This is a genomic window from Marinobacterium litorale DSM 23545 (assembly GCF_000428985.1).
GTDB classification, from domain to species: domain Bacteria; phylum Pseudomonadota; class Gammaproteobacteria; order Pseudomonadales; family Balneatricaceae; genus Marinobacterium_D; species Marinobacterium_D litorale.
The window spans coordinates 101338-114521 of the sequence record NZ_KE386828.1 but is presented as its reverse complement, the minus strand read 5'-3'; the positions used below and the strand labels follow the sequence as shown (position 1 = coordinate 114521).

Genomic DNA, 13184 nt, shown 5'->3' with positions numbered 1-13184 from the left:
TGTGGCAAAGGAGCTTCACCGGGTAAAATATCGCCAGGCTGGCGGGATAAAGGAATACACGTGGATAAGTTTGATCAACAGATTTTGGCGCTACTGCGCCGTGACGCCCGCATGGCCGTGACCACCATCGCACGCGAGGTCAACTTGTCACGCACGGCGGTGAGCGATCGTATCCGCCAGCTGGAAACGCGGGGGATTATTCGGGGTTATCACGCGGATGTCTGCGATGGGGAAACGCCGGTGGTTCGCGCCTATCTGGAGCTGTTCTACAACGAAAGCCGTTGCGAAACCTATGTGGATAAGATCCGGGCCTTTCCGGAGGTCAAACGCTGCTGCGGTATCAGTGGCGATACCGATATGCTGGTCTATTTGGAGACCGCCAGTATGGATCGCCTGCTGGAAATACGGGCAGCCTTTGAAAACTTTCACAAGATGGTTCGCGTCAAGACGCATATCGTTTTAAAAGAGTGGGAGATGTAACTCATCTCCCACTCCCCGCTCACTCTGGGCGCCAACTGTCCAATGCATCCAGGTAGTTGGCACGCTCAAACCCCGACGGGTCCGCCGCATTGCGATAGGACACACTACCCTTGAGCTGGAGCAGGGACTCATATTCGTTTTCATCCAGCCACTCCAGCAAACCCGCCTCTATACGGCGTATTACGCCGGGTCCTGCCTGCATCAGGGCGCTGGCCATCTGGGTAATATCGGCACCACACATCTGCGCCTTGAGCACATCATCCGTGTTATGAACGCCTCCGGTAACCGCGATATCAATCGCGATCTGGGCCCGGATAATAGCGATCCAGCGCAACCGCTCCCGCAACTCCTCTGAGCGGGAGAGTTCGAGTAATGGCTTGAGTTTACGCGATACCAGCTGGATATCCGGCTGCAGAAACCGGTTAAACAGCACCACGGCATCCGCACCCACCTGTTTGAGTTGCTGAACAAAGTGCGCGGGACTGGTGAACTGAGAGGAGATTTTTACCGCCAGGGGCATGTGTGGCACCGCGGTACGCACTGAATGCACGATTTCCAGGTAGCGTCGTTCCACGTCCTGGGCTGTTTCCTCACAATCCGCCGCCACGTAATAGACATTGAGCTCCAACCCATCGGCCCCCGCCTCGGCAATTTGGCGGGCATGCTCGGCCCAGCCTCGACGGGTGATGCCATTGAGGCTGGCGATCACCGGAATCTCCAGCCCCACCTTCATCTGGTGCAGCATCTCCAGGTAGCGCTCCTCGGCGGTTCGAAAGGTATCCGGTACCGGCAGATATCCCTCCGACTCCGAGTGACCCAGCTCCTGTTCATACAGAAACCGATGCAGCATCTTTTGATCGTGCTGACACTCCTCTTCGAACAGGCTGTGCATCACGATAGCGCTGGCACCGGCCTCCTCAAGCTCTCGGGCACCGCTGGGCGTAGCCGTCAGAGGCGATGCAGAGGGAACCAGCGGGGACTTCAGACTTAACCCCAGGTAGCGTGCTTCCAGTCGATTAGTCATCAATGGATCTCCTCTGCATCTGTATCCAGTTCATCATCATGGGGCGACTCCACCTCTTCCCAGCTCAGCTCCGCCAACTGCGCATACCGGTGATAGCGCTCGCTTACCTCGTGCTGGGCCGCTTCCAGAAATGCCTTGGCAGCCTCTGGGTGAGTGCGCTCCAGCATGCTGAAACGGGCCTCGGTGCGGGCAAAATGATGGTAGGGAATCGACGGTGGCTTGGAGTCCAGGCGTAACGGGTTTTGCCCCGCCTGAGCTCTCCGTGGGTCATAACGAAGCAGAGGCCAATGGCCAGAGTCCACCGCCAGGCGCTGATGCTCATGGTTATCCGCCATATCGAAGCCATGGGCGATACAGGGCGAGTAGGCGATGATCAGAGAAGGCCCCTCATAGCTTTCCGCCTCAAGGAAAGTACGCAGGGTATGCACATCCTTGGCGGCGTAGGCCACATGGGCCACATAAACGTGTTCATAATCCATGGCGATACGCGCCAGATCTTTCTTTGGCCCCGGCTTGCCACCGGCGGAGAACTTGGCCACCGCAGCACGTGGCGTCGCCTTGGAGGTCTGTCCGCCGGTATTGGAGTACACCTCGGTATCCAGCACCAGGATGTTCACGTTACGCCCCGAGGCCAACACATGATCCAGACCGCCATAGCCGATATCGTAGGCCCAGCCGTCACCACCAATAATCCATACCGTATGACGCGCCAGCTTGTCGGCCACATCGATCAGAGCACGTGCCGCCGGATCGTCAATCTGCTCAAGCGCCTGCTTGAGCTGCTCGATCCGCTCACGCTGGGCGGCCAGCTCTGTTTCGCTGCTTTCATCCGCGTCCAGAATGGCCGCAGACAACGCTGCATCAACCTGACCTGCCAACCCCTTAAGCAAGGCGCGCGCATAGGCCCGCTGGGCGTCCAAGGCCGCTCTCATCCCCAGACCAAACTCGGCGTTATCCTCAAACAGCGAGTTGTTCCAGGCGGGGCCCTGCCCGTCGGCATTGTGAGTCCAGGGGGTGGTCGGCAGGTTGCCTCCATAAATCGATGAGCATCCGGTGGCGTTGGCCACCAGCATATGGTCGCCGTAAAGCTGGCTCAGCAACCGGATGTAGGGTGTTTCACCGCAGCCGGAGCAGGCACCGCTAAATTCGAACAGTGGCTGGTAGAGCATGGAGCCCTTGAGCGTGGTCTCCTTCACCTGTGTCCTATCAAACTCCGGCAGCTCGCGGAAGAAGGCCCAGTTGCGCTTCTCCTGCTCCAGTGTTTCCTGCTTGGGCACCATATTGATCGCCTTGCGGCTGGCGTTGCTCTTGTCGGTGATCGGGCAGATCTCTACACAGAGTGTGCAGCCGGTACAGTCTTCCGGGGATACCTGATAACTGATCTGGGTATCGGGCGGGAAGTCTTTGGCACCTTTGATCGGCACCGCCTTGAAACCGTCCGGTGCGCTGACCAGCTCCTTGGCATTGAATGCCTTGGAGCGGATCACACTGTGAGGACACACCAGCACGCATTTACCGCAATGAGTGCACAGATCCGGTTCCCAACTGGGGATCTCCAGCGCCAGATCCCGCTTTTCATACTGGGCCGTACCGGAGGGCCAACTGCCATCCGCCGGCAACCGGCTGACCGGCAGAGCATCACCGCGCCCGGCAATCAATTCCGCCGTCACGGTCTGCACGAACGGATCCTTGGAGGCCACCGAGACTTCGCGCATGGGAATATGTCCCGGCTCCACGCTGGGCACTGCAAACGCATGTAGATGGCTCAGCGCGTTATCGATCGCCTCGATATTCATATCGGCAATGCGGCGACTGCGACGGCCATAACTTTTCTCCACGGCCGCTTTAATCTCGGCAATCGCCTCATCTTTGGGCAGCACCTCAGCCAACGCAAAGAAGCAGGTCTGCATGATGGTGTTGATCCGCTTACCCAGCCCTGCATCGGCCGCCACCTTGTAGGCATCCACCAGGTAAAGCCGCAGCTTCTTATCACGAATCAGTCGTTGAACAGCACCCGGCAGACTGCTCCAGAATTCATCACCCGTCAGCGGCGTATTGATCAGCGCTACAGCATTATCTGCCGCCAACTCGAACATGGGGTAGCGCTCAAGGAATTGGGGCTGATGACAAGCGACGAAGTCGGCTTGCCCCGGCTGGATCTCGTAGGCGGCCTGAATTGGATCGGGCCCGAAGCGCAGATGTGAAACGGTAACCGCCCCGGACTTCTTCGAGTCGTAGACAAAGTGGCCCTGTGCATAACGACCGGGCTGATTACCGATAATCTTGATGCTGTTCTTGTTGGCGCTGACGGTACCGTCGGCACCCAGCCCATAGAACACCGCCTGGATCCAGCGTGTTGACGCTTGCGTACGGAACGCCGGATCGTAGGGAACGCTGAGACCGGACAGGTCATCGTCAATGCCGACGGTAAAGGGGGATTTCAGCGAGCCATCAGCCAACCGGTCAAAGATCGCTTTGACCATGGCCGGAGTAAACTCCTTGGAACCTAAGCCGAAGCGCCCACCGGCGACTTTCGGCAGTTCGTCGCCGGCCCAGTGTCCGGCGCTCCAGCGCTGGAAAAGCGCGGTGGCCACGTCCTTGTACAAGGGTTCGCCATCGGCACCCGGCTCCTTGGTGCGATCCAGCACCGCAATCGCTTTAGCCGAGCCAGGAATCGCATCCAGCAACCGATCCCCGTCAAAGGGGCGGAACAGACGCACCCTGAGCACCCCAACCGAGGCACCAGAGTCAGCCAAGTGCCGAACAGTCTCCTCGGCCGTTTCGGCACCGGAGCCCATCAGCACAATGACCTGTTGCGCATCCTCTGCGCCCACATAATCGTATAGATGATATTGGCGTCCGGTCACCTCGGCGAAGCGGTCCATGGCACCCTGCACGATGGCGGGAAAGGCACTGTAGAAGGGGTTTGTCGCCTCCCGCGACTGGAAGAACACATCCGGATTCTGGGACGTGCCCCGTACCTGCGGGCGGTTAGGCGACATCCCGCGGTCACGACAGGCCTGGATCAGATGCGGCGGAACCAATTGACGCAATTGGTCTGCATCCACCAATTCGACCTTACTGACCTCGTGGCTGGTACGAAAACCATCAAAGAAGTGCAACACCGGTACCCGCCCCTCCAGCGTGGCCATCTCGGCAATACACGCCATGTCCATCGCTTCCTGGGCATTGCTGGAGGCCAGCAAGGCAAAGCCGGTACTGCGCGCCGCCATCACATCGGAGTGGTCACAGAAGATAGACAACGCATGGGTGGCCACCGAGCGGGCGGCCACATGAAATACCGTCGGGGTCAGCTCACCGGCGATCTTGAACATATTGGGTATCTTGAGCAGCAAACCCTGGGAGGCCGTGAACGTACAGGTTTTGGCACCTGCCTGGAGAGAGCCATGTACCGCACCAGCGGCACCGGCTTCGCTTTGCAGCTCTATGACATCGGGGACGGCGCCCCAAAGGTTGGTCCGCCCATTGGAGCTCCAGCTATCGCACAGCTCACCCATGGGCGAGGCGGGTGTGATCGGATAGATCGCGATCACATCATTGAGCTGGTGGGCGATGCTCGCGGCGGCTTCATTGCCATCCATCATCCGGTATTCGCGCGCCATTCGTTTCTCCTTCTTGTCTGCAACAGCCCGGGTTTTTCCAGTATGGCAGCTTGCAGCGAGTCCTTAACTGACACAGCCCAAGAAAATGTCTTGGGCTGTGTGGTTATCAGGATAGTCGAATGGCGCGGATTAACTGACCTCACGACCGGCGGAGATAACCTCCACCAGCTCGCGGAAACTGGTCGCACGCTGGTTGATCTCCACCGGGACGTTCAATCGCCGCGCGATATCACTGGACGAAATGATGCCCCGGATCGCGTGATGTTCCGGATCAACCACCAACATATGAGGCTGCCCCACATTTTTGAGCGTCTGCAGAAGCTCCCCGATATTACCCGACTCTATGGCGCTGACAGGGACGCCCTTAAGTTTCGCCTTGGGTGTCATCAACTCACCGATAGTCAGGTCACTGCGTGATTGCCCGGAACTTGTCGCCAGGCTTAATACCTTACGGCTTTCCAGGTCTGCCACAGTGACAATGCCGCGGAATGATCCTTTGTCATCGGTCACCAGAACGGAGCGAACATGGGCCCGGCGCATGGCGGCAATCGCCTCATCCACACCGACTTCGGGTCGCAGAATCAGTGGGCTGCTTTCATTAAAGTCCGTTACCACCAACTGTGCGGGACTGTCCAGATCAACACTGGCTACCTCGCCGGGACTGACAATGGTGCTGTACTCGGCAAGATCGACAGACTTGAGTTCTTGATACTTATTCATAACGGTAAACCTCCCTCGCACTTGGCGAGAAACCAACAAAAAACATCGGAACTACTGGCAGAAATAATCAGCGAGCAGGAGATGCGCGGGAGGGCGGTAAAACCGGGGATGAGATGAGAACAGGCGGCACATAGATCGCCAACAGCGCCCCGGAGCGAGACCTGATGATCTTCGGCATCAGATCACTGATCAGCCCGGGTTCAAGATCACTGACACCACTGTCGTGCTCAAGGAGAGAGGCAACCGGGATCCCTTCAGACGGACCAACCCATTCACCGGCCTTCACGTGGGTGCAGGTGAGAGTTAGCAGTAGCGATGCGACGAGAACCGACAGGGTAAGTTGCGAAATCGAGCGAGCGTTGGGCGGCATATTCAGGATCTACTGCGCCCGATCGCCAATCGACCGGGTCTAGGTTAAAGATAGATCAGCGCGAGTGGGATGCAAGCGCTCATAGCATTAAAATTCCTTTACCCTATTTTCGGTATCCCTCTTGCAGACTACCCTTGAACCCCCATATCCGTGACCCATTAACCAAGACCTGGCAGAGAGCTCAGTCTATGCTGATAACTGCCGGGCCTAATCGAGGAGAGTGCACATGGCGCAAACAGAGATGATCGAAATCGCCCCGCGCGGGCAGATGGAGTATCTGTTCATACTGGCCCATGGCGTGGGCAGTAACAAAGAGAACCTGGCACCGCTGGGCCAGGCATTGAGCGGTGCATTCCCCACTGCCTGTGCGGTGATCGTGGATGGTTTCGAGCCTTTTGATGGCGGCTTCGGCGGACGTCAGTGGTTTTCCCTGACCGGCATCACCGATCAGAACCGTCCTCAACGGGTCGCTGACGCGCTGCCGGACTTCATCATGATGGTGGAAACCCTACAAAAACAGTACAACGTTGATTCTGCGCATACCGTTCTTGTGGGTTTTTCCCAGGGTACGATCATGTCGCTGGAAGCCGTCACGCAGAAACCGGCGCTGGCAAGAGCTGTTTTAGGCTTCTCCGGTCGATTCGCTCGGCTACCGGACTCCGGCCCTGGAGCCACGGCCATTCATCTGCTGCATGGCGAAGCCGATGAGGTGATCCCGGTAACACATGCACGCGTCGCCTGTGAGCGTTTACAGTCGCTGGGTGCCACTGTGACCCTGGATACCGAAAAAGGTACGGCCCACGAAATCACGCCGCTACTGCTCGAATGCGCGGTTCAGCACCTGTCTGAAACCCTGGCAGCCGATCAATCCTGAGCAAATAACCGATCGAGCTCGGCTATATAGGGGCGCACAGCTTCCCGATCTGCCACGGACACCTGAGCCAGAGCATCGGCGATGGTCAGCGCCTGGCGCAACTGCTCACGCTGTTGGGGTGGCAGGGTCTGCAGCAACATATCGCGCTGCGCCTTGCCCTGCTGTGACAGCGCCAGCATCTCGGGACTCTCTGCTGAAACTTTCACCGCACCGTAGGCAAGCACCACCTGGTCACCGGTGTTCGCCCAGCTTGTCGCACTGGTAAAACCCTGCGCCAGCACCGTCGACTCCAGCTGGCGGAAATAGTCCGGCTCACCCTGTTGAAGTGCCTGCACAGCACGATGATGGGGGTCAAACGGCTCCCCGGCCCGCGGCATGATCTGACGCGCCAGAAACGCCTGCTTACCTTCACTTTTCAGCGTTTCCCCCAGCTCACGAACCGCCGGCAGGGTCGCAATATAGGCCTCGATACGCGCCGGCTCCAACGCAGCCCGCACCGGCGTGGTCAGCAACATTGCCGCCAATACCAACAACAGGCTACCGAACCCGAACGGGATTCGCTGCAGATGACTCATAATGACACTCCCCGCTTGATCGATTGCTCCATTCTAGCGGGGAGTGGGCCGCACTGAAATCAGCGCTGGACGAATACCGCACATTTCGCTTCGGTCATCACCTTACGGGTGTTTGAGCCGAGGAAGTAGCGTGCAAGCGGACGTTTGCAGGCCATCATGATAATCAGATCCACTCCCGTACGGTTGGCGATTCTGACAATCTGATCATGCACCACGCCACGCTGACTGAACACCCGACCACGCATCTCCTTGGGTATGGTTTCCTCAAACCGGACCATTACCCGATCGATCACCGCCCGTTCAATCTCCGTGGGCCGGTCCGGGCTGGTGGCCGCCAGCGCATGGTGAATATAGTTCTGGTTCACATACAGCGTGGATATTTTACCCTCCGGTGCCAACAACCTGACTGCCACCTCCACCTGCCGCTCAAAAAGATCGGCGTGATCCGGGTCCATCGGTATCAGAATATTCGAGTACATCGCATCACCCCATTATCAGGTTAGGCAGCCAGAGCACGATCTCGGGGAAGAGCATGCAGAGCACCAGAACAGCAAGTTTGATACTGATAAACGGCAGTACCGAGCGGTAGATCTCGCCCATAGTCACCCCGGGAGGCGCTATCCCCTTCAGGTAAAAAAGCGCAAACCCGTAAGGTGGCGTCTGGACCGCAATCTCGATATTGAGAATCATCAGAATCCCGAACCAGATGGGATCAAACCCCAGTGAAACGGCAATTGGCGTAAACAGCGGCGCACACATCAGCACGATGATGAACTCATCGATAATGAATCCCAGCAGCAGCATGATCACCTGCATCAGGATGATCACTCCCAGCGGCGGCAACCCCAGATCCTCGGTAAACGAGGCCACCATATCCTGCACCCCCATCAGCAGATGGAAGTTACTGAACAAAGTCGCACCGAAAATAATCCACATCGCCACGCTGACCAGTACAGCTGTTTCGAAACCGGCGTTGCGGAACATGGAGAGCTTGAAGCGCTTGAACAGTATGGCCAGGATCAAAGCGCCTACCACACCAATCGCCCCGGACTCTGTCGGCGTGGCGATCCCGGAGATAATGCTGCCCAGCACCGCTACGATCAGCAGTACCGAGAACAGTCCATCGCGTAGCGTGATCATTTTCTGACGGGGTGACATCTGCGTTTCAGCCCCGGTCCCCAGAGGCGCGCGGTTGGGATTGAGCTTACAGCTTATGATCACGTATGCCGCCAGAGAAATCACAGAGATAAGCGCCGGAACCAGCGCCGCTATGAACATCCGCCCCACCGAATTCTGAGTCGAAGAGGCGAACATGATCATCGGCACGCTGGGGGGGATCAGTATCCCCAGACCGCCGCCGGCCATAATAACGCCCAGTGCCAGACGACGGTCGTAGCCGCGCTCGAGCATCGGTTTAAGGGCGATACTGCCGGAGGTCATGATACCGGCGCCGATAATACCGACCATGGCACCGATCATCGAACAGACCCCGATCACACTGATGGCCAATGAACCGCGCACTTTGCCGATAATCAACTGGCTGGCGTTGAACATCGCATCGCCAATCCCGGAGCGGGTCAGCAGCTGACCCATGTAGATATAGAGCGGAATCGCCAGCAGGATAAAGCTGAAATAGGTGGAATCGATCGTGGACGGGATAATGTTGAATATCCCTTCGCCCCAGGTCGCATAGCCCACCGCCATGGCGATACCGCCCAGCGCCAGGCCTACGGGCGCGCCAAAGGCGAATGCCAGCAGTATGCAGCCCAGTAATACCGCGGTCAGGACCTCAATACTCATCATTGCTCTCCTGTTCAAACAGTTCCTGACCGCTGATCAGCGCATAACCGTCCTCCAGCCACTGCGCCAGCAGCTGCGCGGCCATCAATGCACTGGCGGTGATCATCATTACCCAGAAATGATGCATGTGTGGCGCCCACTCACTTTGGCGGCGGTAGTTAAACTTGATCGCTTCCAGCAACTTGTCGGTACTGATATCGATCAGCACCCACATGAAGTAGAGCGCCAGGGCATAGGTCAGCAGGTTGAAGACCCGCCGCGTGTTGGCTGAGACCTTCAAATAGAGAATGTCGACGTTGATATGGGCCTGTTTCTGCTGGGCATAAGCACCTCCCAACGCCGCCACATAGGCGAATATGAACAGAGACAGGTCGTAGGCCCAGATCGTTGGGCTGTTAAACAGATAACGAGCGAAGACTTCAAAAGCCACCACCAGCGCCAGAACCGGTACCAGATAGGCCACCGAACGGCCGATGATGCGGACAATGAAATTCACCGACAGACAGTAACTTCGGATAAGCGTTGCGAGCATGTGGATTACCCCGGCTGTCATCAGCTTACGCGGATGCCGGAAGCTCCAGCCGCCTCACCCGCGTAAACTGAAAAGGGGCGGACCCCAGGCCCGCCCCTTGTTGTTCAGGTATGTATTACTGAGCCGCGTCCTGCTTCAGAACTTCGATCAGGCGAGCACTGTAGTCGCTCTCCTTGGCGTACTCTTCCCACAGGTTGGCACCGGCCGCTTTCCACGCCTTGCGGTCCGCATCGCTGGGCTCCGGGCTCCACTTGAGACCCTTGGCTTCCATATCAGCGACAGCCTGAGATTCCCAGGCACGGGACTTGGTCAGCTGATCGCGGGCATGGACAGTAGTCGCGGCCTTGACGATCGCCTGCAGGTCTTCCGGCAGTTGATCCCAGGCTTTCTGGTTAACGATAACCGGCAGTACCTGAGCACCGGCCAGCGGCAGGCGGTACATGTACTTGGCGACTTCCACGTGATTACCGTCACGGTGGTCGATCAGGTTGGAACCGATGGAGCCATCGATAACGCCGGTTGAGAGGCTGGTGTAGATCTCGCTCCAGGTCAGGTTAACCGGGGATGCACCCAGGTTGCGCAGGAACTTGCCATAGGCGCCCGGTGCACGGATCTTCAGACCTTCAAAATCCTCCACCGAGTTGATCGGCTCCTTGGTCAGGATATAAACCGGGGGCTGGATGTACGGATCAAGATATTTGATACCGTGAGCGGCGTAAGCCTCGTCCAGGATCTCGCCAAAGCCCTTTTCATAGAACAGATCCATCAGCTCCGCCGGGTTGTCGGTGCCGCCCGGCAAGCCCACTTCGATAATGCCTTCGGCCATTTCGCCGGCATGCATCGGCTGGAAAGGCGCACCCATGGTGATCAGGCCGGTTTTCACCGCACCGAAGATACCATTCGTGCTGACGCCTTCACCGGCGTACATCATTTTGACCGAAATACGGCCGCCGGACATCGTCTCGATGTTATCGGCCATGCTCTGGTACACCTCTCCAAAGGCGGTACCTCGGCTGTAGAGGTTGGCAAAGCGCCAGTTATATTCAGCCGCAACGGCGTTGGCAGCCATGCCGGCACTCAACGTCAAAGCCACTGCACCGGTGGCCAGACGACGGGATACTTTTCCCAGTATTGTTTTCATTAATCGCTCCCCTTTAGTCTTTATATAAGAGTCAGTTTTGTGACATCAGGTGAACCGACTATGGCAAAGGGGCCCTGTGCAATAAACGCCGCCGACCACACGTTCACTTTGAGTGTTATCAAACTAAATCAACCACTTGGTCAAAGACTCTGAGTTGCACCATTGTGCGTATCCACGCCTGTAGAACGCCCCATGGGAAAGCACACCCGGACCGGCAAAAGACCATCCAGAGAACCCTAAAAAACCATACTTTACAAGCGGTTACCCAGATCAAGCGGAGAAGAACTCGCAGAGCTCAACCGCTGCAAATTCTAATGCACCAAAACGGCACACATAAAGAAGAATTACTGAAGTTAATGATCTAGCGCAGAATGATCATCTTCATACGATAAAAAACGAAGATTTTAGACCTGAATGAACGCATTAATTCCGTAGCCCCTAGATGACCCACATCAAGACCTGGGAAAGAGCGCTAGGAAACAGAGAAAAGAGGTACAGCGAGGTGTTGCAGGGGGAGCGTCGGAGCGGCACCGAGTGACCGCCCCGACCAACAGGACAGATCAGATACCGCCCATGCAGAGATATTTTATCTCCAGGTAGTCATCAAGACCGTGTTTGGAGCCTTCACGGCCGATACCGGACTCTTTTACGCCGCCAAAGGGCGCAACTTCATTCGACAGAATCCCTTCATTGATACCAACCATGCCGTACTCGAGGCCTTCGGCCACACGCCAGCAACGACCGATATCACGGGAGTAAAAGTAAGCGGCCAAACCAAAGGGAGTGGCGTTGGCGCGCTCGATAACCTCATTTTCATCATCGAACACGAACAGCGTGGAGATCGGGCCAAACAGCTCCTGGTTGGCAATCGCCATCGATTCGGTCACACCGCTGAGCAGGGTCGGCTCGTAGAACAGCTCGCCGGCACTGGAGCGCTTACCGCCCTGAACCAGCTCAGCTCCCTCATCAACCGCTTCCTTAACAACCTGATCAACGCGTTCTACCGCCTTGGTATTGATCAGCGGACCGATCTCGACACCCTCCTGATCGCCGGCGCCTACTTTAAGACTGCTGATACCGGCCTTGAACTTCTCGACGAAGGCATCAAGCACCGAGCGCTGCACATAAACCCGGTTGGTACACACGCAGGTCTGACCGGCGTTGCGGTACTTGGAGATCATCAAACCTTTCACCGCTGCATCCAGGTCCGCGTCTTCGAACACGATGAACGGCGCGTTTCCGCCCAGCTCCAGTGACACCTTCTTCACGGTATCCGCTGCCTGGTGCAGGATATGCTTACCCACCGGCGTGGAGCCGGTAAATGAAACCTTGCTCACTAACGGGTGAGAGGTCAGCGTATCGCCCACGGCCACCGGGTCAGCCGTGGTGACGATATTGATCACGCCGGCCGGAAAACCCGCTTCTTCTGCCAGCGCCGCCAGCTCCAGTGCTGACAGTGGCGTATCTTCGGCAGGCTTGAGCACCACGGTGCAACCGGCTGCCAGCGCCGGCGCGATCTTGCGGGTGATCATGGCGACGGGGAAGTTCCAGGGCGTAATCGCCGCAACCACGCCAATCGGCTGACGGATAGTGACGATGCGGGAGGTCGGAGACGGGGAAGGAATATGCTCGCCGTAGGCACGTTTGCCTTCTTCGGCAAACCATTCGGCGAAGGACGCACCATAAGCGACTTCGCCACGGGCTTCAGCCAGAGGCTTGCCCTGCTCTGCCGTCATCAACCGAGCCAGGCGCTCCTGGTTTTCCATGATCAGCTCATACCAGCGGCGTAGTAGCTGGGCACGGGACTTTGCGGTGGTTTTCTTCCAGCTGGCAAAAGCCTTATGGGCCACTTCAACGGCGCGACTCGCCTCTGCTGCACTCATATCTGGCACATCGGCGAGATGGTCACCGTTGGCCGGGTTGAGAACTGCCAGCGTTTTGCCGGATGCGGCGGACACCCACTGACCGTCGATATAGGCCTGGGTCTTGTTGATCAGGTTATCTGTCATAAGTCTCTCTCGGGAATCCTGTCATTGGCGATGCCC

Annotated in this window: 12 protein-coding genes; 2 read left to right on the top strand and 10 right to left on the bottom strand. The window is 57.4% G+C overall.

The annotated features are described in order from the left end of the window. The first annotated feature begins 60 nt into the window (after window positions 1–60). On the top strand, window positions 61–480 hold the full coding sequence (locus G403_RS0120990) for an Lrp/AsnC family transcriptional regulator (protein ID WP_027855711.1): 420 nt from the start codon (window positions 61–63) through the stop codon (window positions 478–480). A 19-nt stretch (window positions 481–499) separates the two neighbouring features. Here G403_RS0120990 and G403_RS0120985 read toward each other — a convergent pair whose 3' ends face one another. The 4 genes from G403_RS0120985 to G403_RS0120970 all read right to left on the bottom strand — a co-directional run bounded on the left by G403_RS0120985 (window position 500) and on the right by G403_RS0120970 (window position 6217). Further along, window positions 500–1504, bottom strand: coding sequence for a dihydroorotate dehydrogenase-like protein (locus G403_RS0120985; RefSeq protein ID WP_027855710.1), 1005 nt, complete (start codon window positions 1502–1504; stop codon window positions 500–502). After that, a complete protein-coding gene (gene nifJ / locus G403_RS24175) occupies window positions 1504–5127 on the bottom strand; it encodes a pyruvate:ferredoxin (flavodoxin) oxidoreductase (RefSeq protein ID WP_036234936.1) in 3624 nt (1207 codons plus the stop codon). Before nifJ ends, G403_RS0120985 begins: the two co-directional genes overlap by 1 nt. Before the next feature lie 129 nt (window positions 5128–5256). Then, window positions 5257–5847 carry a CBS domain-containing protein gene (locus tag G403_RS0120975; protein ID WP_027855709.1) on the bottom strand — a complete coding sequence of 197 codons (591 nt, stop codon included), beginning with the start codon at window positions 5845–5847 and terminating at the stop codon, window positions 5257–5259. 67 nt (window positions 5848–5914) lie between these two features. After that, window positions 5915–6217 (bottom strand): hypothetical protein, encoded by a 303-nt coding sequence (locus G403_RS0120970; RefSeq protein WP_027855708.1) that lies wholly within the window; start codon window positions 6215–6217, stop codon window positions 5915–5917. Between the two features lie 226 nt (window positions 6218–6443). On the opposite strand from G403_RS0120970, the gene ypfH reads away from it, so the two are divergent. Continuing rightward, window positions 6444–7091 carry an esterase gene (gene ypfH / locus G403_RS0120965; RefSeq protein WP_027855707.1) on the top strand — a complete coding sequence of 216 codons (648 nt, stop codon included), beginning with the start codon at window positions 6444–6446 and terminating at the stop codon, window positions 7089–7091. Here the strand turns inward: ypfH and G403_RS0120960 are convergent. The 6 genes from G403_RS0120960 to G403_RS0120935 all read right to left on the bottom strand — a co-directional run bounded on the left by G403_RS0120960 (window position 7082) and on the right by G403_RS0120935 (window position 13148). Next, a complete protein-coding gene (locus G403_RS0120960; protein ID WP_027855706.1) occupies window positions 7082–7666 on the bottom strand; it encodes a hypothetical protein in 585 nt (194 codons plus the stop codon). The two genes, ypfH and G403_RS0120960, sit on opposite strands and share 10 nt — an antisense overlap. Window positions 7667–7725: 59 nt before the next feature. Beyond that, window positions 7726–8145, bottom strand: coding sequence for a universal stress protein (locus G403_RS0120955; protein WP_027855705.1), 420 nt, complete (start codon window positions 8143–8145; stop codon window positions 7726–7728). Window positions 8146–8149: 4 nt separating this feature from the next. Further along, a complete protein-coding gene (locus tag G403_RS0120950; RefSeq protein ID WP_027855704.1) occupies window positions 8150–9466 on the bottom strand; it encodes a TRAP transporter large permease in 1317 nt (438 codons plus the stop codon). Next, window positions 9456–9998, bottom strand: a complete 543-nt coding sequence (locus tag G403_RS0120945) for a TRAP transporter small permease subunit (protein ID WP_027855703.1) — start codon at window positions 9996–9998, stop codon at window positions 9456–9458. The genes G403_RS0120950 and G403_RS0120945 overlap by 11 nt, the downstream gene beginning before the upstream one ends. A gap of 115 nt (window positions 9999–10113) precedes the next feature. Beyond that, a complete protein-coding gene (locus tag G403_RS0120940; protein ID WP_036234933.1) occupies window positions 10114–11139 on the bottom strand; it encodes a TRAP transporter substrate-binding protein in 1026 nt (341 codons plus the stop codon). Window positions 11140–11699: 560 nt separating this feature from the next. Continuing rightward, entirely contained in the window at window positions 11700–13148 is a 1449-nt protein-coding gene (locus G403_RS0120935; RefSeq protein WP_027855701.1) for an NAD-dependent succinate-semialdehyde dehydrogenase, read from the bottom strand. Window positions 13149–13184 lie beyond the last annotated feature (36 nt).